Below are 23,901 nucleotides of genomic sequence, written 5' to 3' on the forward strand. Positions count from 1 at the left end.
GGATTTTTGTTTAAATAGCTTCTTCGTTAAAATTTAGCTGATCGTCGATAAATTTAATCTCTCCATCGAATTTTTTCGTTATCCATTAAACATCCTTCGATTTCTCCTGTCATAGAATCACAAAAGCACGATAGGTGCAGGGATTTATAACTTTTAAACATCAGCAATCATGAAAAAGATAATTTTCGCAATATTGGTAGTTTTGGGCGTTTCAGCGGCACCAAAATCAGAGGCTCAGGTGAGCGTAAGTATCAATATCGGTAGCCAGCCAGCCTGGGGACCCACGGGATATAACCACGTAGATTTCTATTATCTGCCAGACATCAATGCATATTACGATGTAACAAGATCACAATATGTTTACCAAAACGGACCACGTTGGGTGTATGTTTCAGCACTGCCTGCACGTTACCGAAATTATGACGTTTACAATTCCTATAAAGTGGTGATCAACGAACCAAGACCGTTTATCCACAACAACGTTCATGTTTCGAAATATGCGCGGTACAAAGGAAACCATAGCCAGCAGATCATCCGCGACAGCCGCGACGACCGATATTCTCATAACAACGGAAACCGCCGTTATGAAAAACCTGGCAACAGCCCAAAATCCGGTTATGCAAAAAATAATAAAAAAGACAAAGACTGGAAACATGACAACAAGGGTCATGGCAAACACTAAATAAAAATCCCGGGGCAACATCCCGGGATTTTTTCATTCAGCCCAGCATTGCATGTATCGCAAAAGGCATAAAATTATTTGCAGCATGCAGCAATACCGCATAAAGGATTCCATATTTGAGCCGGATGTATCCAAACATAAAACCACCCGCAATTTGTGGCAACGTAAGCATGGGAGCCACAATAAAAGTCGCCGGATTAATCTCGAAATTTGTAACATGTATCAACCCGAAAGAGAGCACTGAAAGATAAAATATCAGCTTAAAATGCGAAGACCAAAATTTTGCAAGGTGATTGTCAAACACAGGCTTGCTTTGTAAAATGCTGTAAATGGTTGCGATAACAATTAATACCAAGGCAATACGCAGCGACAACGGGTTATCCTCTCCAAATATCCCCCTACCCTTTATCAGGATACCGGGGAAAATATAAAAACAAAAACCGGCGGTAACGGCAAAGTTCAGTTTTGAATAGCGGAGACAAACCCGGAACAACATTTCTTCAACAAACGGCGCTATCATGCAAATGACAACAAACTGATAAATCAATTTCTGATTTTCCAGAAGATGGCCCAGGATATTTACCGGACGCTCCATTTTAATCAAATTAAAAAAGGCGAATGATAAGCCAACACCCGTAATTCCAAGAAAAATAGTTAGGAAATAAATCCGCAAAAATCCAGCAAACCGTTCACGAAGACTGTACCGGTTTTTGATCAGTTTTCCTTTTACCAGAAGATATCCCAACTCAGCAATGATCAATTTCATTGTCGAACAACATTATAGCGTGTGCATTTCTGTTGTTTGACCAGACCAAGTGCTTTTGGTCACGAAAATGACAGGAAATAATTTCTGTAATGACTGACAATAAACTATTTACCGGAAAAACTCACGGTAAAAGTTGTTCCGGTACCCACTTCCGACTGTACGTCAATACGTCCATGGTGCATATGAAGAATATTAAGTGTAGTAGCGAGTCCTAAACCCATACCGTTTTTCTTCCCGGTAAAATAGGGTTCAAAAACTTTATCCATATTTTCCTCGCTGATTCCGGATCCGTTATCAGCGAAAATCACTTGCAGCGAATCCGATTGAAGCCGGGTTGTGATTCTGAGAATGCCCCTATCCTCTTCCATTGCCTCGATGGCATTGGTAATCAGGTTTAAAAATGCCATCTGGAGCGAAACCGAATCGAGAGGGATAACAAAATCTTCCTCAGCATAAGACTTCACAATTTGAATTCTTTTTAACTGCATCCGGTCAAGTGCGGTTGCAATAGCCTCATCCAGCACTCCGTGAATGGATGTTTCAAGCAGATTGACTTCGTTTGCACTGGACGGCTGCAATAACTGCGTGATCAGGTCATTGATACGGGTGCAGTTTCGCTTGATGATTTGTGTGTAAAATTTGAGGTCTTCATCTGCAAGCTCCATTTCGAGCTGTTCTGCCGATAAATTTACGTTGGTAAGCGGGTTGCGGACCTCATGGGCAAGCATGCGCACCAACCGGCTTGTAACAGCCAGTTTTTCTGAAAACAAACGCTCTCTTTCCGACTGTTTCCGGGCCGTGATATCATGCAAACGCCCCTGAACATAAGGATTATCCTCGTCCATTTCCATTGAAGCGGAAAAGACGCAATATTTTTTCTCTCCATCGGTGGTCACCAGTCTCACTTCAAAGTCCTGAATAGCTCTGTCCTGAATACCATTCCACACCAGGCCGAAAAGAGGATCATCCACCATTTCCAGGATATTTTTCCCTTTTAACTGTTTGGGTAAATAACCCGTTAAAGTGCAGGCAGATGTATTAAAATCGGTAATGATACCTTCCAGATCACTGATAAATAGAAAGTCGTTTGACTCCTCAAAAACCCTGCGATAACGCCTCTCGCTATGTCGTAATGCTTTTAAAACAGAAGTTCGTTCCAGTGCATAACGGATGGTGCGTTCTAGTTTTTCTGAATCCAGCTCATTTTTGATCAGATAGTCAACCGCTCCAAGCCGCAGCGCTTCTACGGCTATTTTGGTATCGCCTTTACCTGTAAGCAGGATCATCGGCTCCTCGCATTCCAGGGTACTGGCTTCCTCGATCAGGTCAATGCCGTTACGTTCGCCCAGCAGATAATCAAAAAAGTAAAGGTCAAATTTCTTATTCTGAATGGCGTGAATCGCTTCCCGATAGGTTGCGCACCAGGTAATATCAAATTTCCAGTTGATCAGATCGCCGAAATACTCCCTGGTCAGGAAATAGTCATCTTCATCATCATCAACCAAAAGCACGCTTATTACTTTGTTATTCATTATTATTCAGAATTGAAAATCCAAAACTCAGTTGAAAACGAGACTGGTAAAAAGATGATTATATATTAATTCTGGCTAACAGGAAGGATCATTTCGAAAGTAGCTCCTTCATCGGGTACGCCGAACGCTTCGATAATTCCCTGATGACCCTCTACCACTTTCTTACAAACGGAAAGCCCTATTCCTGCACCTTCGTATTCTGACCGGCCTCTGAGACGCTGGAAAATTGTGAAAATTTTGGCTGCATTTTCATTTGAAAATCCGATACCATTGTCTTTCACCGTAATTCTGATATAGCGCTTGTCGCCAATTAATTTCCTTCTCTGGACTTCAACAGCGGACACATCGGACAGTTTGAGAGAAATAACAGGGACTGTACCGGGACGCGTAAATTTCAACGAATTGGATATCAGGTTAATAAACAGCTGAGACATCTGTGTCGGATTTGCCTCGATAACCGGCAACTCGTCTACATCAACCACCGCTTTATTCTGCTGAATGGTAACTTCCAGATCGCTGAGTGTACTTTTCAGAACATCGTTGAGGTCCGTCGGTTCAAATACTTTGGATGAACTGGCAACCCTTGAAAATTCAAGCAGGTTATTGATCATTTTCTGCATCCGGCGCGTGGCACTCAGAATTCGGTTCAGATATTGCCCTTGTTCATCATTTAAAATATCCTTCGTTTTGGTTTCCAGACGTTCGCCGAAAGAAACAATTTTCCGTAATGGTTCCTGCAAATCATGCGATGCTATATACGCGAATTGTTCGAGCTCGGCATTGGAGGTATTAAGGTCACTCACTTTCTGTTCAAGCTCACGCTGGATTTCCCGCAGTGTTGACACGTTAAAGGCTGTCCCGATGGATATAACATGACCGGTTATTTCATCAATGGTGTTATGACCTCGTACATACAGATATTTTTCACGTCCTCCCTCAGCAATAATCCTGAATTCCAGAATGTAAGTATCCGTATACGACAACACATTTTTCAATTTCCCGGTGATCATTTCAAGGTCATCGGGATGAATATTTTTCTTAAATGTACTGCTGTCAAGTTTCGTTAAAGGCAGATCCTCCGGTTTATACCCCATCAAGCGGTACATTCCATCGGTCCATTCATAATCGGAATTATTAATATCCCAGATCCAGCTGCCAAACTCCATCGTTTCTTCCGCCTCCGTGGATAACTTCTGAAGGTGTGATAATCTGAATTCCGCCTGTTTTTCTGAGGTAATATCCGTAATGGTATAGAGACAATTGTTTTTATCGATGTCAGACTTTATAATTCTGCACCACAAACCGGTCTTATCAGACTGGTATTCTATGGTTCCAAGAGATTCTAACGTCTCGCAATTAAACTGTTCTCCATACACTGATAACCAAGAAAGTCCCGAAGGATCAGCTATTCCGGTAATTTTTTGCGCGGCGGCATTGGCATAAACGCAGGTCTTTCCACCAGCATCCGCACTGATGTCACCTGAACTGCAAATGATGAATCCGCTTGCCGATGCATTTAATACCTCTTCAAATGAAAAAAGACATAACTGATTTTCCAATCTCTTAAATATCAAATTGTTTCATTTTGTTGTATAAAGTTTTGCGATCGATATTCAATAAACGCGCTGCTTTGCTTTTATTAAAATTGACATCCCGCAAAACCTGCATAATCATATCATATTCGGCTTCATTGGCAACGGTCTTCAAACTGGGTTTGGAATCCTCACTGTCCATGGGTTCCTGCACAGCCACGGTTGCCGCAACAGGAATGGAAACTTCATCATCCAGATCTTTCAATTTGCTGTAATTAACGATCTCAAACGGAAGCGATTTCTCTTCAATCAGATCACCATCAGACAACAACGTGGCACGCTTGATAACGTTTTTGAGTTCGCGCAAATTTCCCGGCCATGAATAATTGACAAAATCCTTCATCACTTCGTCCGAAAACCCTTTCACATCCTTGTTCAGCTCTCCGTTGGTAGTTTCCAGGAAAGTATTCGCAAAAAGCAAAAGATCATCCTTTCTGTTTCGTAGCGCAGGAACCTCGATGGTAAACTCATTGAAACGGTAATAAAGATCTTCGCGGAACTTGCCATTTCTGGCCGAATCCAATAACCTTTCGTTACTCGCTACAATAATCCGGACGTCAAGCTCTATTTCTTTTGATCCACCAATCCTACGCATTTTACGTTCCTGCACCACACGCAGCAAAGCAACCTGTATTTCATATGATAGATTTGAGACCTCATCCAGGAACAAAGTACCGCCATTAGCCATTTCAAAATGACCAATTTTGGTTTGCAGCGCACCTGTAAACGAACCTTTTTCATGGCCAAAAAGCTCACTTCCCGCAAGTTCTTTCGAAATGGCGCCACAGTCCATGGCTACAAACGGCATGTCTTTTCTCCGCGACCGGTTATGAATTTCATGTGCGATCGCTTCTTTTCCGGAACCGCTTTCGCCATAAATAATTACGCTGAAATTAGTAGGTGCAACCAGGTCCACCTGACGGAAAAGATTATCCGCCACTTCACTTTGACCCATCACATAACCCGCCTTCATCTTATGCGACACTTTTCGGCCTGGCTTAGCAGTGGTAGTTTCAGCGACGCCCGAAACAAATTCAGTTTCGCCGGATTTATCAGATTCCGCGTCAGCCAAAGCTTTTTTGACCGTAACTAATATTTCATCCGGGAAAAGAGGTTTTGTAATGTAGTCATAGGCTCCAAGTTTCATCACATTCACTGCGACCTTAATATCGGAATAACCTGTAATGATCAAAACCGGCACGTGCGGACGTTTGGCTTTAATAGCATTCAGCAACTCAGTACCCGTGATATCACCCAGGCGAAAATCCGTCATCACCAGGTCTGGCTCGAAAGACTCTATCAATGCCAACCCTTCTTTTCCGGTCTGGGCCGTTTCTACTATGAATTCATTCTTCGACAAAAATCTTTTCAACAGGAAGCAAATATCCGCTTCATCATCAACCACTACTATTTTTTTCATGAGGAATAAAGTGCTTTCTTAATTAAATGGTAACCCGTAATCGTGCGGTCGGGATATTTAACTGCTCCCTGTATTTTGCAACAGTCCGGCGCGCCACAGAATACCCTTTTTCCGACAACAGATCTGTAATCTGCTGGTCATTGAAAGGATGCCGCTTATCTTCCGCTGCTGTTATTTCTCTTATGGCTTCCTGAATCTCACGGTTAGAAACTTCCGTGCCATCCTCATTCGTTACGCCTTCGGTAAACAGATCCTTTAATAAAACAATACCAAAAGGCGTCTGTACATATTTGTTGGTGGTCACACGTGACACCGTTGAGATGTCCATATCGATAATTTCCGCCACATCTTTTAGAATCATCGGGCGCAATTTCTTGATATCACCCGTTTGGAAATAATCATATTGAAGCTTCACAATGGCCCTCAACGTGCTCAGCATCGTATTTTCACGCTGTTTGATCGCATCGATAAACCATTTGGCAGAATTCATTTTATTCTTTAAAAACTGATTCGTTGCCTTATCAATTTTCTGCTCGGCCATTTGTGTAAACAGCTTATTCAGCCTCAAAGCAGGGCTGTTACCCCATGTCAGCTGAACCTCAATTTCGCTGTCGTCAATGTAACGCAGCATAAAATCAGGCTTAATGCTTTCATTAACCAGGCTATCGTTTCTGAGTCCGGAAGCTGGTTTCGGATTAAGGGTGGTGATCAAATGAATGGCCTTTTTCAGACATTCCTCATCGATACCCAACACCCGCATAATCTTGTCATAATTACGCGAACCTAACTCATCAAACGTATCGGATACTATCTTGTAAGCCCATCCCCAACATTCATCCTGATTTTCAATTCGTTGCAATTGTATAAGCAAACATTCTCTCAAATCTTTCGCCGCAATTCCCGGTGGGTCAAGCTGCTGAATGACACGAAGCATCAATTCCACTTCTTCCGTATCGATGAACATGGAGTTGGCAAAAGAGATATCATCGGCTATGACTTCACTTTCCCTTCTTAAAAATCCGTCTTCGTCCAGAGAATCGAGAATAAAATCAGCGACAAGCTGCTGCCTTTCATCAAGTCTTAAAAAGTGAACCTGCTGCTTTAGGTCGTCACGAAAAGACATCGTCTCCACCATCGGACGCGTATACAATTCATTGTCAGCAGATTGATTATTCGCATATGTTTTATAATCAGGAATATCGTCGTCTCTGAACTCGTCCCAGTCATAATAATCCTGAACCGACGGCGTATCATCTTCTCCTGTACCCACTGTATCGTCTGCATCCTGAAATTCCTCCGGCTGGTCCTCGGATGCAGTCTCCTCCTTACCCTCTTCTAACACAGGGTTTTCCTCCAACTCTTCTTTAATTCTTTGTTCAAGCTCCATCGTCGTCAAATGCAGCAAATTGAGCATCTGAATCTGAAGGGGAGAATATTTAAGGGTTTGTCGTTGCGTCTGCGTTTGTCTTTGCATATAGCAATTAATTGTAATATTAAAAGTTCTCTTTAATGATATCGTTTGAAACTGAAACCTGTATATTTCGGATAATACCGAAATGTAACATCAAAAGGGCCCCTCTCGTTGACTTATTACGTACATCATTTAAATTTACTATACTTTATCCTAACTTACTTACCCCTGCTCCCTCAAAATGTAAATATTGCGTACATATTTCCACATACTGAGTATATTAATTCGGAATGTAGATTTTTCACACAACAACTCATTTATGAAACTATCTACCTTTAATTTGTTAAACAGGACACTCAGCGAACAACAATTATCTCTGATAACAAGGTTTCTTTTAGGTACATCATTAATTCTAATCATTGCACTCTCATATAGTTACAACGAAATAAATCAGGAACTGATTAATTATTCTGAAAAGGTCAATCAGACTCAGCGTGTGATCAGCAGCCTTAACGAAGTATCCTCAGCGCTTTATGAAAGTACCTATCATGCGAATACCTATTTATTTCTAAAAGATACCGCATATATAAACAAAACTCTTGCCGCAGCTAAAACGATTCCCGCTCTCACGCAAAAAATCGATTCACTCGTGGTAGGAAACGAATCACAGCAAAAAAGACTCGAAGCACTGAAAGTACACGTAGGTGAATTTTCAACATACACCGAACGCCTTGCCAAATCGGCAACTCTGGTGAACCCGGCTATCGTATATGCACTTTACAAAAAGAAAAATCTGGAAGTTGATTCGATCACCAAATTGATTTCTGAAATGAACAACGTGGAAGGGCAGCTTATGCACATGCGTGTGAGAAGCCGTGATAATTACAGACTTCAGGTTTTCAGATATAACTGGATCATCATGCTCGTTGCGATTGTTTTTCTGTCGTCTGCGTTTGTACTTCTGGATCGTGAGCTGAAGAGAAATCAGTTTTACCGGATTGATCTTGAAAATAAGATTGAAAACCTGAATCGCTCCAACAGCGAGCTGGAACAATTCGCCTATGTTGCTTCACACGATTTACAGGAGCCGTTGCGCAAGATAAGGTCGTTTTCCGACCGGCTGGTATCGAAGTATCAGGAGGAGATTTCAGACGAAATTTTTCAGATGCTGAATAAAATTGACGGCTCTGCACAGCGTATGCAGCTTTTGATCAACGACCTGCTGTCTTTTTCAAGAATTGTTAAAACCGGCTCCGACGCGCGGCTTATCAATCTCAACACGTCTCTTGCTGACGCAAAATCGAATTTATCGGAAATGATCATGGAAAACAAAGCCGTTATTCACAGCGAGCTTTTACCCTCGGTCGAAGGTTATGGTTCACAGATGGTACAGCTATTTCAAAACCTGCTTTCCAACTCAATCAAATACCATAAGGAAGATCAGCGACCGATAATCCGCATTACGCACAGACTTGTAAACGGCGAAATTATTCCCGGTGTTAAACCGTCACATCAGGAGATACAGTTCCACCAGATCAAGATCAGTGATAACGGAATTGGTTTTAAAAAGGAGTTTTCCGAAAAGATCTTCATTATTTTCAAACGACTTCACGGAAGAAATGAGTTTGCCGGTACGGGTATCGGCCTCGCAATTTGTAAAAGAGTCGTTTCAAATCACAATGGTTATATTTTCGCGGAAAGCACCGAAGGAGAAGGCGCTAATTTTTACATATATTTGCCCTCAGAATCCTTGTTAAGCTGAAAGATCATTAGAACTTCCGGTACCATAAAATATAAATAACAGGGCGCGCATGACGACCCGGACTATATGAGTGACAAACCCATTTTAATGGCGGATGATGATGCCGATGACCGTTTTCTGGTCCAGGCTGCTTTTGAAGACAACAACCTTTCTCACTCAATTGTGTTTTTTGAAGATGGAGAACAATTGCTGAACTATCTGATTCCGGAAGAGGACAATTCAGCACCAAATCTCATCCTGCTTGACCTCAACATGCCTAAACGGGATGGAAGAGAAGTTTTGAAGATTATCAGAACCAATGATAAATGGAATGATATTCCCATTATTATTTTTAGTACATCCAATGCCCCGGACGACATTGTAACTGCTTACCAGCTGGGCGCGAACTGTTACATCATAAAACCTTCCAGTTATGAAGAGTTGAAAGATGTCATGTTAAGCGTTCATAAATTCTGGCTTTGATCTTCTCGGCCACAAGCTGCTCACTGTACTTTTTTACAGGGTTGCAATGTGTGCACTTTCATCATCGGCGTCATCCGTTGCCGCTTTAACCCATCTCAGCCCTTTCAGCAGTACTTCCCGGCCTTCTTCCACGCCATGTTTTAAAATCACTTTTTCAATGATGATGGGCGCGAGAAAGTTGAACGGTACGGGCAGTCTTTTAAGTACTGTTTTTGCTAAAACAGCACCTACGCCAAGTTCAATCCCCTTGCCAGCCACGCCACCGGGAGCTGAAGCCATCAACAGATCTTTGACATAGTCTGTGGCTGTGTGTAATGTGTGTCCTATCGATTCTTTATCCTGACTTTTCATAATCCAGAAGAATAACTCATTTGAAATTTTAAGATCCAGGTAACAAATCAGCGATCTGTTACCTGGTTTTCTCATTAATTATATTTGCTGACTTCGTCCGCAGCGTCATCTGCAAGCTCTTCGGCCTTATCATTGAAGTCATTTTTATATTTCTGCCCTTTTTCTTTCAGATCTTCTGCTGATTTTACAGCCTTGTCTTTGCTTCTTTCCAGCGCGTCTATCAACTCACTGGCAAGGCTGTTGGTTTTCTTTTTGATTTTCTTGCGCGTTTGTGTTCCTTCCTCAGGAGCGAAAAGCATTCCTATAACAGCACCTGCCGCAGCCGCGGTCACAATTCCCCAAAATACTTTACCGTTGATCATGACAATTAATTTTAAATGATTGTAAATTTTTAATTTGTTACAGATTTCCGTTAAAAACCTGTACCCAAAAGTTTTGAACGTTAAGAAATCGACTTTAAACAACTACAAAACAATGACTTATAAATAAAAACAATTTAACCGCACAACTGAATTTTTCAACGCCCCCGAAAAAACAAAATTATTACTACACAATTTTGGAACAGGATTCTACAAGATGGGGAACCATGAAGCGATGCTTGTTTTAAGACCTGTTTTAAATGCACCCTGAGAATGCCGAATGGCAAGGTTATTGTTTATTTTACCACATGACTTTGTCTAATGAATAATATATAAATCAGTTTCGTAGAATTAGTTTTATTTCTGATTTATTCAAATTTACCGACTATATATTTTTTAGCGTACCTGACCATGAAAATTGTAATAATAGAGGATGAAAAGGACCTTGGAATTTTGATGCGCAATTTTTTGGTTAAACAACTCAATGTAAAGACACCTGATACGGTCAGAATAGCAACGACGCTTACAGAGGGTATCGCGTTTATTAATCAATTAAATCCTGAGTGGGTTTTTATTGATAACAATTTACCGGATGGTAAAGGCATCAATGAAATTGAAAACATCAAAACTACCGGCCGGTTTCACAATACCAAGGTAGTCATGATGAGTGCCATGACAAATCTGCGTGAGGAAGCGCTTAGAAAAGGAGCGGATTATTTTTTAGACAAGCCCATAAGCTTTGTAGAAGTAAGAAACCTGTTTGGAAACTTATAACAATCAGGTTAAGACAGAAATTTTCCACATATTTCAACCAGAAATTCCCAAGGTGAGTATTCAAATCACACCCGTGTAGATATTTTTACTCAACATTTTCTAATATTTAGTAAACAACCGGGTACCTTTAGGTAAAAACCGGACATCGCGTACCACTTCTCCCCTTCTTACCCGGCATCCTCACTTTCTGTGATTTGTAACTTGGCGTTTTTACCTTCGGCGGGTCTTTCTTTTTTGGATAGGCAATAAACTTGAAGTCGTATTCCGGAATAAAATAATCTTCTCTGTACTCAGCCACCGGCAAAGGCATATAATGTCTGCCTTTAAAGGCCAGCGTGTCATACTCGTAATCGTACAGATAAATGGTCACAAAACCATCTCTGCTGTATTTGATCCCTATATCTGAATAAGGACCGTCATCACCGGCCGAAGCGACCAGTTTCATCATTTCCTGCTGCTTCCCTTTGACGAGAATATTCATATTGTACTGAAAAACCCGGTGCAAAGAGTCAATCTGAATTGCCACACCGAGATAGTATTTGGCATCCTTCATTTTTTCCTGTCCCGCATACATCACGGCTGTGTTGTTCAGCGCACTTTTATCCTGATAACTCTGATAACTCAGCGAAGCCTGATCATATTGCTGCCAGTAGCGGTACACATTTCCCTGGTTTACATTATAAAACTTGCGTGTCGGCGCCACTTCCATTGCTTTTTTAAAGTCTGAAAATGATCCTTCGTAGCGCACATTGGCATCGTCGATCTGCCGGCGCTGCTCATGCCTGTTTCCCAGGTAAGCCTGTACAATGCCGTGGTTATTATGCAAATAAGGCAACTGAGGATTTTCTTTTACCAGACTGTCAAAAAGCACCATGGATTTATCAAGCTGGTCATTTTCAAGCAGTACCACACCCCATCCGTTTTGAGCCTTTATATTTTGTTTGTTCAGTGCAATGGCTTTCTTAAACACATTATAGGCCTTTTTGAACATATCAAAATGCAGAAGCAAATTCCCGTAATTACTCCACATGCGGTCATAATTCTGCTCGTAGTTCAGTGCCTTACTTAAAAACTGCCCTGCCTCAGAATATCGCTTCTGATCGATCATGATGCTGCTCATACCAGCCAGTGCCTCATAACGGGTACCATCCAGCCGAATCGCCGTGGTAAAATCATCCTGCGCACCTTTTGAATTTTTCAGGTAATAGCGGGCAAATCCTCGGGTTACAAACAAATCCGCAAAGAACTTATTATCAGGATCCATGATGGATTCCGCTTTTTTAAAATCCTGCAACGACAGTTCAAATTTTTTCAAACCATATTGCGCCACGGCCCTCCCAAGATAAGCCGGCAGATAAGAAGTGTCCTTTTTTAACGCCCGATCAAAGGAATTGTAAGCAAACTGATATTCATGATTTGATAAATGAATGTTGCCAATCCCGGAAAGCAGCGACGGAGTTTCGCGTTTCATCGTAGACGCCAGCCGATAATATCGCTGAGCCTCGGCAATCTGATTCAGCCCATAATAGGAATGCCCCATACCCACGTACGCGTCCCCACGGAAGGTTTTATCCTCACTTTCAAGATACTTTTGAAAAACCGACAGCGCGTTGGCAAACTGGTTCAGCGAAAGCAAAGCGTTTGCATAACGTATCTGCGCTTTGGCGTGCCGGCGCGCTACTTTCTCAAAATCCTTTACCGCTTTCTTTTGATTCCCCGTGCGCATGTAAAGATCACCACGCTGCAAACGATAAGCCATGATGTCATCTTTCTGTTTGATGGCAGACGACAGCTCGTCAATAGCCTCGGGAAAAAGTCCGTTAAATTTATGGATCAGCCCAAGATTGTAACTGAATTTACCAGCAGAATTTTTCGGCTCGTTGCCTTGTGCAAAAGACAATCCTTCGGCAAACTTCTTTTGTTTTCCAAAAGAGACCAGCGAATTGACTGCGCTGTAAGAATGACTCGGCGCACTGGAAAAGTCGTTACGAGCCGAATCATATTTTTTGTTAAGCAAGTTAAACAGCCCACGATTATACCTGACCTGCGCGTCATCCTCGGAAAGTTCCAGGCTTTCCATGATGTGGAGTGCCTTATGATAACTTCCGGATAAAGCCAGAAGAATTGCCTCGTTGTTCAGACGCTGAACAGAATCCGAGGACATGTAGGACAGTTTGTGATATTTGAAATACTCCGCCTGAAGCTCGCGAAGCTGACGCTGATAATCAGGATTTTTCAGTAATGCAGGGTCATTTTCTTCAAATGACTGATTGAACGTGATCAGAAGGTCTTTTAGATTTTTTTGGCAAACACTAAAATCCTGCGCTGATGTTTGCAGGTGAAAACCCGTCAAAAACATCATCGTTAGCACTACCATCAACCTCCACCTGACAACTTCCTGTACCATGATTTATTAGACAGCGAGGTCACTAACCTACTATAAATCAACAACATTGTCAATAATTACTTATCTACCGTTTGATAATATTGGTTTAGTTTTATTTTTTCTTGCTATAAACAAATTGAAAATATTTATAACCGAAGAAGTTTTACATTGCGATACCAAACAGTACTACCCCAATCCTGCAAACCAATTCTACCCGCCAAAATCCCTTTAGAAATCGGGGCATCCTTTAAACCACTTTTTGAAATTCTCTGCTTCCAGTCTGTGCCCGAGAGATCATGTTCCTGCACCATAAAACCATTTTGATACACAGTAAGTTTGTTCTTTTTCACTATGAAATGAATCTGGTTCCATTCTCCTTCCGGATTTCCTTCTCTTAACCGCGCATTGGCCACACCGAAGAAATCACTTGCCCGGTGCGTATTTTCTTTTGCGCCTTCGTAAATCTTATCATCGATCACCTGGAGTTCCAGGCCGGTGTCATGCATATTTTTATACTGCGGCGCTTCTTTCACAAAAAAGAAAATACCGCTATTGGCAAATTTACTGACTTTCCACTCCGCCTTAAATTCAAAATCACCATTCACTAGCTCATCTATAACGATATCGCCACCGTTTTTCGCCTTGTTTCCGGCGCGTTCCGGAACATTTAATTTGATAGCTCCCTGATCAACCACCCATGCAGCACCAACTTCCTTGCCGCCATAAGCATGCCATCCTTTGAGATTTTTACCATCAAAAAGCAGTTTCCAGCCTTCCTTTTTCTCCTTAGGCGTTAGCGTATTCAGACTCTGTGCATTTGCCTGAAAAAGAACAAAACTTAAAAAAAGTGCAGTGATTGAAAATTTAAACATAGAAGAGGTTAGTTATTGATCCGGAATATCAGAAGCACTCCGGATCAATAAAATACTGTTTTATGCCGACAAAATTATTTTTGCGCGATCGTGTTAGCCGCCACGAAAAGCCTTTCATCGTTAACAAAAATGGTCAGTTCCTGATCGGATGTATTCTCAACCGTAACTCCTTCCTGGGTCACCTCTATCTTCAACCAGGACCCGCGGAACCCGATCCTGAACGAATACGAAGTCCATTGCTGGGGGATATACGGATTTAGAGTCAGGAAGCCATCTTTTACGCGCTGTCCGGCAAAACCTTTAACAACGCTCATCCAGGTGCCCGCCATCGAAGTGATATGCAGGCCGTCCTCCGTGTCATTATTGTAATCGTCCAGATCAAGCCTTGCTGTCCGGACATACATTTCATAAGCCTTGTCTTTCAACCCGATTTTCGCAGCAAGAATCGAGTGCACACAAGGAGAAAGTGACGATTCATGCACCGTCATCGGCTCATAAAACTCAAAATTTCTTTTGATATCGTCAATGGCAAAATCATCTTCAAAAAGATATAATCCCTGAAGAACATCGGCCTGTTTGATAAAACATGATCTCAATATTCTGTCCCATGACCAGTTCTGATTAATCGGCCGCTGATCGGCAATGTCCGCAACCGATAAGATCTCCTTGTCCAGAAAACCTTGCTGCTGCAAATAAACCCTTCTGGCAGGATCATATGGAAAATGCATGAACTCGATAATGTGTTTCCAATCGGCCATTTCACCATTCAGGTCAAAATGCGTCAGGAAAATAATCTCATTCAGCCTTTGTGTATTGGTTTCCCAAAGTTTGCTGATTACTTCCAGCGTATAACGCAGTGTCCAGCATGCGATGTAATTGGTATACCAGTTGTTATTAACGTTGTTTTCGTACTCATTAGGCCCAGTCACGCCAAGCATCACATATTGCCCCTTCTCCGCCGACCAGGTGATCCGCTGCTTCCAGAACCGTGAGATACCAATCAGCACTTCAAGGCCATATTGGGCCAGATACGTTTCGTCGCCGGTGTATCTTGTGTAATCGTAAATCGCAAAAGCAATGGCTCCGTTCCGGTGAATTTCTTCAAAAGTAATTTCCCACTCATTGTGGCATTCCTCGCCATTCATCGTAACCATCGGATAAAGCGCCGCTCCGTCTTTGAAACCTAGCTTTTCCGCGTTCTCTATCGCTTTTTGCAAATGTTTATGCCGGTAAACCAACAGATTCCTGGCCACTTTTTCTTCCGAAGTCGACAGATAAAACGGTATACAATAAGCTTCAGTATCCCAGTACGTGCTTCCTCCGTATTTTTCCCCGGTAAATCCTTTCGGACCGATATTCAGGCGCTCATCCTCTCCGGTATAAGTTTGTCCCAAATGAAATATATTAAAACGGATTCCCTGCTGGGCAGCAATATCTCCTTCAATGGAAATATCGTTTTTCTCCCATTTTTCAGCCCAGGCCTGCACGTGTTCTGCATAAAGCTGCGTAAATCCTTTCTCGCTGATACGCGCTACATAAGCTTTGGCTTCCGTCAAAAGCTGGTCCGCAGCATAGTTGGTGGAAGACAGGTTAACGGCGTATTTAAAAATCGTCAGCTCATCGCCCTCCTTCACTTCAATATGAACGACACCGGCAACATATTTTTCATGACGCGCTGGTAACGACTGATAATCCGTTTTCAGTCCGTTTATTTTTATATCGAAAGCCATTCCGGTTGCAACCTGAAACTGCTCAACGCCATAAGGATTCTCTTTTGTTTCCAGAATCAGATACCCTTCCGAAAAACTGGTTTCCTTATAGATCTCATTCCAGAAAGTTTCGTCGTAATTCGAATCACGGTTACTGATATTCCCGTCCAGATAAGGCGTCACCGTGATAACATCTGTAAAATCAAGCGGCGTAATCGAATAACGGATCGCTCCCGACTCGTCATCCACCATATTACAAAAGCGTTTCGACTGGATTTTCAACCGCCTGCCGCTTGCCAGTTTTACCACAGCGACACGGTCCAGAACGCCTTCCTTCATGTTCAGTTCCCGGCGGAATTCTTCGACCAGACAGGTATTCAAATCCAGCGTTTCCTCTCCTACCTTGATATCAATACCTGCCCAGTTGCAGGCATTCAACACTTTGGCAAAATAGTTGGGATAACCATTTTTCCACCAGCCTACACGGGTTTTATCAGGAAAATACACCCCTGCAACATAATTCCCGAGCAAGGTTTTACCCGAATAACGCTCTTCAAAGTTTCCTCTTTGCCCCATACGGCCATTGCCGAGGCTCATCAGACTTTCTGTAATTTCATTGTGAGCTGCGTGGAAACCTTCTTCCACAATACTCCATTCGTCGTGTGTTATGTAGTTTTTCATTTTATATGGGCTATCGGCAGTAAGCTATTAGCAAACAGCGAAGGTTATTCTGAATGATTATTACGTTAATTTTTCAAAAAGGTCATCCACTGACACCCCATCAAAACCTTTGATCACGATATCCGCTTCATTTAAAACAGATTGCTCGCCGATACCAATGGTCAACATGCCGGCTGCATTTCCCGATTGAATACCAGCAACGGCATCCTCAAAAACGATGCAATGCTCCGGGGCGACGGACAAATCCTCTGCGCCCATTAAAAAAACCTGCGGATCAGGTTTTCCTTTTGTAACCCGGTTTCCATCAACAATGGTATCGAAATAGGTCAGCATATCGAGGTTTGTAAGAATTGTCCGGGCATTTTTACTGGCTGACCCCAATCCGACCTTGATCGCATCTGCTCGTAGTTCATCCAGAAATCCACGCACACCTGGCAAGGCGTCGTCGGGTGTGATTTGTTTGCACAATTCCAGATATCGGACATTTTTTTCGGCGGCTAGTTTGGATTTTTCCTCTTCATCGAGCTGCACTCCCCCAATCCCCAGTACAATATCCAGCGATTCCATCCGGCTGATTCCCTTTAATAACTCGTTCTGCTCCAAAGTCAGATCAAACCCAAGTTGGTTGGCAAGCTGTCGCCATGCGAGGTAATGGTATTTGGCAGTATCTACGATCACTCCATCAAGATCAAAAAGGCAGGCTTGAACAGTCGGCATATCATTTTTAAATTTAATATCTTGCAAAATAGTAAAAAGACGGTTTTAGCTCATGCAGTCAAACGATATTTCAAAAAAGTAATTCCTTAATCGTTGATTTATCGGAGATTCCGCGCTTAATTTATCTTTTGCAAGTCCATTACATTTCATCGGCGCAGTATGTTTGTATTGCGCTCATCAATAACCCAAAAGCAGAATATGCCTGTTATCAACCGCGATAAACTTATTATTTATCAGATTTTTACCAGATTATTTGGTAATCAAAATACTACAAACAAAGTATACGGAACGATTGAAGAAAACGGTTCCGGAAAATTTAACGACATCACGGACACCGCCCTTGAATCAATAAAAAACTTCGGGATTACCCATGTGTGGTACACCGGCATTATCGAACATGCCACGCTGACGGATTATTCCGGGTATGGCATAGCGGTTGATCATCCGCTGATTGTCAAAGGAATGGCAGGTTCGCCGTATGCCGTTAAGGATTATTATGATGTCGATCCGGACCTGGCCGTGGATGTTTCAAAACGGATGCAGGAATTTGAAGCTTTGTTGACCCGTACGCGGAACCAGGGCTTAAAATCCATCATCGATTTTATCCCAAACCATGTTTCCAGACAATATCATTCGGATGCGCGTGCTTTTGGGATCAAAGACTTTGGCGAAGACGACGACAAAACGGTAACTTTTGCGCCAGACAATAACTTTTATTATATCCCCAATCAGGATTTCATTGTCCCGGAAGGCCACAAACCGCCCATTCATGTGACCGGCCCTTATCAGGAAAGACCTGCAAAGGCAACCGGAAACGACGTTTTTCAGGCACAGCCCAGCCAGTACGACTGGTATGAAACGATAAAACTGAATTATGGTGTCGATTACCTGAATGGTCGCGCAACGCATTTTGACCCGATCCCTTCAACATGGTTGAAAATGCGGGATATCCTGCGTTTCTGGACTGAAAAAGGCGTTGATGGATTCCGCTGTGACATGGCAGAAATGGTCCCCGTGGAATTCTGGGGCTGGGTGATACCTGAAATAAAAAAAGTAAATCCGGACATTATTTTCATCGCCGAAATTTATAATCCACACGAGTATCATAACTATATCAAAAAAGGTCAGTTTACGTACTTGTATGATAAAGTAGGTTTATATAACTCCCTTCGTCACCTGATAGAAGGTGGTGGCAGCGTGGAAGATATCACGCGGATCTGGCAGCGGGAATCCGGAGATATTTCTGAAAACATGTTGCGTTTCCTTGAAAATCATGACGAGCAGCGGATCGCGTCCCGGTATTTTGCCGGCGATGCATGGGCGGCAGTTCCGGCTATGACGTTAAGCGCAACACTACACACAGGGCCAATGATGATTTATTTCGGGCAGGAACTGGGTGTTGATCCCAATGTCTCGGAAGGTTTTCAGGGCGAAGATGGCCGGACGACTATTTTTGATTACTGGGGCGTTACTGAATTTCAGCAATATGTCAATGGCGGTAAATTTGACGGAGGTGCATTGACGAATGATCAGAAAAAGCTGCGTGCCTTTTACGAAAATCTGAACAAATTTGTGACAGATAATGAGGCCGTGTACGCTGGTAATTTTTACGATCTGCAATATGTGAATGTGGACGGCCAAAGCCCCGATTACGATAAAACCAGAATTTATAGTTACCTGCGTTATACCGATAAGCAAAAGCTTCTTTTCATTTACAATTTTGATAAGGAAAGGACCTATCATACCAATGTCAGAATTCCGCAGGGAGCATGGCAGGATACGCTAAAACTGAATGCGACCGTTTCATACACTTTAAAACAGGTTTTCCCGCTGCTTATTCTTACCCCGAATATTAAACCGTCGGAAATAACCTCAACGGGTATTGCCCTGACATTGCCGCCAAACTCGGTTTATGTTTATGAAATTTTAGAGAATAAATAAATTCAGAGTTAAGGATCAGGAAAAGAGAGCCGGGAGCGCATTGTCTTGCGTAATCTCGGCTCTCTTTTTGATTTAATACCAATTTTAAAATTGGACTATACAACCCCATCATTGCACAAATGGGTCAAAAGTCCGGTTCCTTCCGAAAGAATTGTTAAATTTACTTTAAGGGCAATTACTAATCAGGTAGGCGGGCCCATCACCAAAGTGGCAATTATTGGAATCAACAAAAGAATATTCAGGACGAATACAGCCGAAACATAATCCGGTTAAAGAAACTCTCTCCGACAGTAAACGCTTAAATAGTGATATCTTATGAACAGTGTTTCAACACAAAGCCGTCTCAACTATGTCGGAAAATTCATAGAGATTATCCGGAGCTCCTACAAAGCAAAAGTGAATCAGGAAAAACCCTTTTCTGATATCCTGACCAATATTCTGATGGATCGCCGGGAAAAGGATCTCCTGGCTGAACAGATTTATTCTATTCTGCTTTCAACGAAATTTGTTTCCTTGCTGACAGAATCCGAAATCGGTTCAAACAAAGGCTTTTTTTCAGATGCCTCAACCAGATTAAGTTATAAATTTCTTCCACCTGTGCACGAACCGGACGAACTCCGGACCCAATTCGACAACTTTTTTGATAACAAAACGGATTACCACTGGGTACAGGCTATTCCCGATGAAAACTGGTGTAATTTCTTCTCGGATATTTTCAGGGATACCACACCGGCATTATCACAGTATATTGAAAAAGAGATACTCAACTCCATTCTCGTACTTGCACAACGTGCGGCAAACCTCGGGATAGAACCGGAAGTTGTTTCCAAAATTCCGCGTGTGGATGATCTGGATTCACCATTCCTTGGGCTTAACAGGGAAGTGATGCTGTATGTGGAGAAAACGCTGAATTCCTACGACTATCAGACCGAAGACCGGGCCAACGATTACAAGCATATTCTGGTAATGATCAGCCAGTGTAATACGCAGGTCAGTTACATTTACAAGCATAAAGATCTTTTCGGGATCAGTTTACAGCTGACTTACATGATGCGTCAGCTTGAACAATATCTCAAACGATTGACCCAGCTCCTCGATTTATTGCAGTCGGATGAAAAGGACAAACAATGGCTGATCATCACACATTTGCTGAAAGAATTTGTTTACGCCGAAAATACGCGGTACAGTCTGCGAAAACATTTTTCGATAAACCTGCAATTGCTGACATTCAAGGTCATTGAAAATACATCCAAAACCGGCGAGCATTACATTGCTTCCGATAAATCGGCTTACTGGAAACTTTTCAGACGTGCCCTGGGCGGCGGCGTAATTGTCGGATTGCTTTGCTGCAACAAGACCAGGTTGTATTTTCAGCATCTTCCGATTTTCTGGGAGGCATTTTTTTACAGCCTGAATTACTCCATCGGCTTCATGCTGATCCATATTCTGGGTTATACCATCGCAACCAAACAACCGGCGATGACGGCTTCAACGATCGCCGCCAATCTGAGTAATAATGGTCAAAATCCGAACTGGCTGGAAAGTACCACGCAGCTGCTGATCAAACTGATCCGCAGTCAGTTTATATCGCTGGTAGGTAATGCGTCCATCGCCTTTCCGGTCGCCTATGGGCTTGACTGGCTTTATTTCTATTTCAACGGCTTTCATATCGCAGATCCCGCCAAAGCCCACAAACTGATCGCTGAACTGAATGCCTGGGAAAGCCTGGCCATTCCGCATGCGGCCATTGCGGGTTTTTATCTGATGGTATCCGGGCTTATTTCCGGGTATTATGAAAACAAATGGATCTATAACAAATACTCGCTGCGATTGATGCACCACCCGGGCCTGATCCGTTTGCTAGGACAGGAGCGGCTTAATCGGGCGGCGCATTATTTTGAACACAATTTCGGTGCGCTGGCCGGGAATTTCTCTCTCGGCGTTTTCCTTGGGTCAACCAGTGCCATCGGTTTTACCTTTGGTTTACCACTGGACATCCGGCACATTACCTTTGCTTCGGGAAATTTCGGTATTGCGTTTGCCGGACTGAACAGCCACATTTCCGCAGACTTATGGATTAATTCCATTATCGGGATCACCTGCATCGGTATTATGAACGTGCTGGTAAGTTTTGGACTTTCCATTGCTTTTGCTTTAAAATCGAGAAATGCCCGGTTTAGCGAGGTGAAGAGTTTACTCGGCAACCTTTCATGGCAATTTTTCCATCATGGTGCAGCATTCTTTTTCCCTATTAAAGAACGCATTTCGGATGATGATGAATTGCCGGAGGTATTCGTAAACAAGCAGGGGTGATTTAATAACACAGCCTTATAAATGGGTAGAAAATCTGAGAACCAAACTTAAAAATGCTTACATTTTCCACATCCTTGTAAATAAGTCAGTATATTTCTAAAATGTGAATAAATTTGTTCCTGAAACGTTATAGCAGCATTTCCGCCTTGCAAGCCGAGGGATGGCACACATTTTAGTACATTGTTTTTAATTCATTCTATTATAAAGATTATCACGTTATGAACAGCGGTAAATCATTACCTGCCATGAAACCAAATTTCGCCTTATTGTCATTTCTGGCGTTTTCATTTATAATCTTTTGGTCAATAGATACTACGGCGCAGTCGGCTACACAAAGGATATTTTCACAAAAAATGGATCTTCCGGGCAACGGAGATCTTGGAACTCAGGTTTTACGCATGGCCGAATCTTTTTTAGGAACGCCTTATGTGGCCAGCACGCTCGAAGGAAATCCGACTGAAAAACTGATCTGCAAATTTGACGGCCTCGATTGCACAACGCTGGTTGAAAGCTCCATAGCCCTGGCGATTTCAAAAAACGAAAACCTGAACTACGAGGGATATAAAACTGAACTGACCAAAATACGATACCGTGATGGTGTTATAGATGGTTATCCATCTCGCCTGCACTATGTGCTCGACTGGATGTATGAAAACGAAAAACGTGGCAGGCTTGAAGATATCACCTCAAAAGTTGGCGGCATTCCTTTCAAAAAAGAGATCAATTTTATGAGTACCCATGCCAATTTTTATCCGGCACTGGATAACACCGAGGTTTGGGAAAAAGTAAAAGAGCAGGAAAATATTATCAATAGCCGCGAACATTCCTACATCCCAAAAGCGGCGCTGCAAAAGGCTGAACCCATGCTCCGGGATGGTGATATTGTCGCTTTCACGTCTTCGGTTGAGGGCCTTGACTGTAATCACATGGGCATTATTACCAAAATCGGCAGCCGTGCCTACTTACTACATGCTTCTCTTGCAGGGAAAAAGGTTATTTTATCTACCTTGCCACTTGCTGAATATGTTGCGTCCGTTCCAAAACACACCGGAATGATCGTGGCTCGTATGACAGAACAATAAACGATGAATAGTTTTCTCGAAGCGCTGGATTATAAAAATTCTCCTTGGCTGATCATCCTGCTTGCAGGTGTTATTGGCTTGTTGCTGAGTGCAGTCATTATCAAAATAATTACGGTTACCGCTCAAAAAAAAGACTGGCTGATTGTAAGGGCTATTCACCAAAACCTTACCAGTGTTCTTTACTTTTTTGTTCCGCTGTTGATGACGACATCCATAACCAGAGTTTATACCCAGTCGCATCCGGAATATGAATTTACCCATGCCATCAGTAAAATACTGCTGATTGCTGTCACGACCTGGCTTCTGGCGAGGATCGTGATTATTGTGGAAAAAATCCTGATCGACAAGCTGGATTTCGACTCGCCGGATAATAATCAGGCAAGAAGACTCTTCACAAAAATCAAGTTTATCAAGAGAATCGTCATCATTGTTATTGTCCTTTTTGGCGTTTCGATATTGCTTTTGAGTTTCGATAGCGTCAGACAATATGGTGTCGGAATACTTACTTCGGCTGGTATTGCCAGTGTTATTATTGGTTTTGCCGCTCAGAAATCGCTTGCCAATTTGCTTGCGGGTATCCAGATCGCTTTTACTCAGCCGATAAAAATAGACGACGTGGTGATTGTGGAAGGTGAATGGGGACGCATTGAAGAAATTAACCTGACGTACGTTGTTGTCAACATATGGGACTTGCGCCGGTTGGTTTTACCTATCACCTATTTTATCGAAACGCCTTTTCAAAACTGGACACGTAACGAAAGCAGTCTGATCGGAAGTGCTTTTTTCAATCTGAACTACCAGACGCCGGTTGAAAAGCTACGTGAAAAACTGGAAGAGATTTTACTTAATACGCCTCTCTGGGATGGAAAATCCTGGGCTTTGCAGGTGACGGATACACAGACACATTTCATGGTTGTGAGAGCAATTATGTCGGCGCGGAACTCATCACAGGCGTTTGATCTGCGCTGTCTGGTCCGGGAAAAACTTATTGAATTTATCCGGGAAGAATATCCTGAATCGCTACCTGGGATATTGATTGACGAAAAGAAATAAATCTTTTGAATTTCGTTTTCTAAAAATTATAAATTT

19 protein-coding genes are annotated in these 23,901 nt (G+C 42.5%); 8 read left to right on the plus strand and 11 right to left on the minus strand.

From position 1 onward, the window contains the following. Positions 1 to 169 precede the first annotated feature (169 nt). Entirely contained in the window at positions 170 to 682 is a 513-nt protein-coding gene (locus tag M1L62_RS03780; protein WP_254411671.1) for a hypothetical protein, read from the plus strand. Between the two features lie 37 nt (positions 683 to 719). On the opposite strand, the gene M1L62_RS03785 is transcribed toward M1L62_RS03780, so the two are convergent. The 5 genes from M1L62_RS03785 to rpoN all read right to left on the minus strand — a co-directional run bounded on the left by M1L62_RS03785 (position 720) and on the right by rpoN (position 7,466). After that, positions 720 to 1,448: a CPBP family glutamic-type intramembrane protease gene (locus M1L62_RS03785; RefSeq protein WP_254411672.1), complete on the minus strand. Its 729-nt coding sequence runs from the start codon at positions 1,446 to 1,448 to the stop codon at positions 720 to 722. A gap of 104 nt (positions 1,449 to 1,552) precedes the next feature. After that, positions 1,553 to 2,980 carry a hybrid sensor histidine kinase/response regulator gene (locus M1L62_RS03790; RefSeq protein WP_254411673.1) on the minus strand — a complete coding sequence of 476 codons (1,428 nt, stop codon included), beginning with the start codon at positions 2,978 to 2,980 and terminating at the stop codon, positions 1,553 to 1,555. Positions 2,981 to 3,045: 65 nt separating this feature from the next. Then, positions 3,046 to 4,539, minus strand: a complete 1,494-nt coding sequence (locus M1L62_RS03795) for a sensor histidine kinase (protein WP_254411674.1) — start codon at positions 4,537 to 4,539, stop codon at positions 3,046 to 3,048. Between the two features lie 4 nt (positions 4,540 to 4,543). After that, positions 4,544 to 5,992 carry a sigma-54-dependent transcriptional regulator gene (locus M1L62_RS03800; RefSeq protein ID WP_254411675.1) on the minus strand — a complete coding sequence of 483 codons (1,449 nt, stop codon included), beginning with the start codon at positions 5,990 to 5,992 and terminating at the stop codon, positions 4,544 to 4,546. A gap of 22 nt (positions 5,993 to 6,014) precedes the next feature. Beyond that, positions 6,015 to 7,466, minus strand: a complete 1,452-nt coding sequence (gene rpoN, locus M1L62_RS03805; protein WP_254411676.1) for an RNA polymerase factor sigma-54 — start codon at positions 7,464 to 7,466, stop codon at positions 6,015 to 6,017. A gap of 256 nt (positions 7,467 to 7,722) precedes the next feature. Between rpoN and M1L62_RS03810 the strand changes: the two genes are divergently transcribed. Then, positions 7,723 to 9,165, plus strand: a complete 1,443-nt coding sequence (locus tag M1L62_RS03810; RefSeq protein ID WP_254411677.1) for a CHASE3 domain-containing sensor histidine kinase — start codon at positions 7,723 to 7,725, stop codon at positions 9,163 to 9,165. A gap of 66 nt (positions 9,166 to 9,231) precedes the next feature. After that, complete coding sequence (locus M1L62_RS03815) at positions 9,232 to 9,627, plus strand: response regulator (protein ID WP_254411678.1); 396 nt, start codon at positions 9,232 to 9,234, stop codon at positions 9,625 to 9,627. A 33-nt stretch (positions 9,628 to 9,660) separates the two neighbouring features. On the opposite strand, the gene M1L62_RS03820 is transcribed toward M1L62_RS03815, so the two are convergent. Beyond that, positions 9,661 to 9,978 carry a hypothetical protein gene (locus M1L62_RS03820; protein WP_254411679.1) on the minus strand — a complete coding sequence of 106 codons (318 nt, stop codon included), beginning with the start codon at positions 9,976 to 9,978 and terminating at the stop codon, positions 9,661 to 9,663. A 74-nt stretch (positions 9,979 to 10,052) separates the two neighbouring features. After that, positions 10,053 to 10,340, minus strand: a complete 288-nt coding sequence (locus M1L62_RS03825; RefSeq protein ID WP_254411680.1) for a YtxH domain-containing protein — start codon at positions 10,338 to 10,340, stop codon at positions 10,053 to 10,055. Between the two features lie 408 nt (positions 10,341 to 10,748). On the opposite strand from M1L62_RS03825, the gene M1L62_RS03830 reads away from it, so the two are divergent. Then, entirely contained in the window at positions 10,749 to 11,111 is a 363-nt protein-coding gene (locus M1L62_RS03830) for a response regulator (RefSeq protein WP_254411681.1), read from the plus strand. A 127-nt stretch (positions 11,112 to 11,238) separates the two neighbouring features. Here M1L62_RS03830 and M1L62_RS03835 read toward each other — a convergent pair whose 3' ends face one another. The 4 genes from M1L62_RS03835 to pgmB form a co-directional block, all read right to left on the minus strand. Next, positions 11,239 to 13,518 carry a tetratricopeptide repeat protein gene (locus tag M1L62_RS03835; protein WP_254411682.1) on the minus strand — a complete coding sequence of 760 codons (2,280 nt, stop codon included), beginning with the start codon at positions 13,516 to 13,518 and terminating at the stop codon, positions 11,239 to 11,241. Between the two features lie 125 nt (positions 13,519 to 13,643). After that, positions 13,644 to 14,369: a 3-keto-disaccharide hydrolase gene (locus tag M1L62_RS03840; RefSeq protein WP_254411683.1), complete on the minus strand. Its 726-nt coding sequence runs from the start codon at positions 14,367 to 14,369 to the stop codon at positions 13,644 to 13,646. Positions 14,370 to 14,443: 74 nt separating this feature from the next. After that, on the minus strand, positions 14,444 to 16,759 hold the full coding sequence (locus tag M1L62_RS03845; RefSeq protein WP_254411684.1) for a glycoside hydrolase family 65 protein: 2,316 nt from the start codon (positions 16,757 to 16,759) through the stop codon (positions 14,444 to 14,446). 60 nt (positions 16,760 to 16,819) lie between these two features. Continuing rightward, positions 16,820 to 17,476 (minus strand): beta-phosphoglucomutase, encoded by a 657-nt coding sequence (gene pgmB, locus M1L62_RS03850; protein WP_254411685.1) that lies wholly within the window; start codon positions 17,474 to 17,476, stop codon positions 16,820 to 16,822. A gap of 159 nt (positions 17,477 to 17,635) precedes the next feature. Between pgmB and M1L62_RS03855 the strand changes: the two genes are divergently transcribed. From M1L62_RS03855 to M1L62_RS03870, 4 genes are all read left to right on the plus strand, one after another. Next, positions 17,636 to 19,417 carry an alpha-amylase family protein gene (locus tag M1L62_RS03855; protein WP_254411686.1) on the plus strand — a complete coding sequence of 594 codons (1,782 nt, stop codon included), beginning with the start codon at positions 17,636 to 17,638 and terminating at the stop codon, positions 19,415 to 19,417. A gap of 315 nt (positions 19,418 to 19,732) precedes the next feature. After that, positions 19,733 to 21,730: a site-specific recombinase gene (locus M1L62_RS03860; RefSeq protein WP_254411687.1), complete on the plus strand. Its 1,998-nt coding sequence runs from the start codon at positions 19,733 to 19,735 to the stop codon at positions 21,728 to 21,730. A gap of 245 nt (positions 21,731 to 21,975) precedes the next feature. Beyond that, entirely contained in the window at positions 21,976 to 22,812 is an 837-nt protein-coding gene (locus M1L62_RS03865; RefSeq protein WP_254411688.1) for an N-acetylmuramoyl-L-alanine amidase-like domain-containing protein, read from the plus strand. A gap of 3 nt (positions 22,813 to 22,815) precedes the next feature. Next, the gene (locus tag M1L62_RS03870) at positions 22,816 to 23,865 is read left to right on the plus strand and encodes a mechanosensitive ion channel family protein (RefSeq protein WP_254411689.1); all 1,050 of its coding nucleotides are present in this window, start codon (positions 22,816 to 22,818) and stop codon (positions 23,863 to 23,865) included. Positions 23,866 to 23,901 lie beyond the last annotated feature (36 nt).

This window comes from Dyadobacter diqingensis, assembly GCF_024220585.1.
GTDB lineage: Bacteria > Bacteroidota > Bacteroidia > Cytophagales > Spirosomataceae > Dyadobacter > Dyadobacter diqingensis.

Bases quoted from the DNA above. Each gene is read 5' to 3' on its own strand.
- M1L62_RS03780 (WP_254411671.1), top strand. From the start codon at position 170: ATGAAAAAGATAATTTTCGCAATATTGGTAGTTTTGGGCGTTTCAGCG.
- M1L62_RS03785 (WP_254411672.1), bottom strand. From the start codon at position 1,448: ATGAAATTGATCATTGCTGAGTTGGGATATCTTCTGGTAAAAGGAAAA.
- M1L62_RS03790 (WP_254411673.1), bottom strand. From the start codon at position 2,980: ATGAATAACAAAGTAATAAGCGTGCTTTTGGTTGATGATGATGAAGAT.
- M1L62_RS03800 (WP_254411675.1), bottom strand. From the start codon at position 5,992: ATGAAAAAAATAGTAGTGGTTGATGATGAAGCGGATATTTGCTTCCTG.
- rpoN (WP_254411676.1), bottom strand. From the start codon at position 7,466: ATGCAAAGACAAACGCAGACGCAACGACAAACCCTTAAATATTCTCCC.
- M1L62_RS03810 (WP_254411677.1), top strand. From the start codon at position 7,723: ATGAAACTATCTACCTTTAATTTGTTAAACAGGACACTCAGCGAACAA.
- M1L62_RS03815 (WP_254411678.1), top strand. From the start codon at position 9,232: ATGAGTGACAAACCCATTTTAATGGCGGATGATGATGCCGATGACCGT.
- M1L62_RS03820 (WP_254411679.1), bottom strand. From the start codon at position 9,978: ATGAAAAGTCAGGATAAAGAATCGATAGGACACACATTACACACAGCC.
- M1L62_RS03825 (WP_254411680.1), bottom strand. From the start codon at position 10,340: ATGATCAACGGTAAAGTATTTTGGGGAATTGTGACCGCGGCTGCGGCA.
- M1L62_RS03830 (WP_254411681.1), top strand. From the start codon at position 10,749: ATGAAAATTGTAATAATAGAGGATGAAAAGGACCTTGGAATTTTGATG.
- M1L62_RS03835 (WP_254411682.1), bottom strand. From the start codon at position 13,518: ATGGTACAGGAAGTTGTCAGGTGGAGGTTGATGGTAGTGCTAACGATG.
- M1L62_RS03840 (WP_254411683.1), bottom strand. From the start codon at position 14,369: ATGTTTAAATTTTCAATCACTGCACTTTTTTTAAGTTTTGTTCTTTTT.
- M1L62_RS03845 (WP_254411684.1), bottom strand. From the start codon at position 16,759: ATGAAAAACTACATAACACACGACGAATGGAGTATTGTGGAAGAAGGT.
- pgmB (WP_254411685.1), bottom strand. From the start codon at position 17,476: ATGCCGACTGTTCAAGCCTGCCTTTTTGATCTTGATGGAGTGATCGTA.
- M1L62_RS03855 (WP_254411686.1), top strand. From the start codon at position 17,636: ATGTTTGTATTGCGCTCATCAATAACCCAAAAGCAGAATATGCCTGTT.
- M1L62_RS03860 (WP_254411687.1), top strand. From the start codon at position 19,733: ATGAACAGTGTTTCAACACAAAGCCGTCTCAACTATGTCGGAAAATTC.
- M1L62_RS03865 (WP_254411688.1), top strand. From the start codon at position 21,976: ATGAAACCAAATTTCGCCTTATTGTCATTTCTGGCGTTTTCATTTATA.
- M1L62_RS03870 (WP_254411689.1), top strand. From the start codon at position 22,816: ATGAATAGTTTTCTCGAAGCGCTGGATTATAAAAATTCTCCTTGGCTG.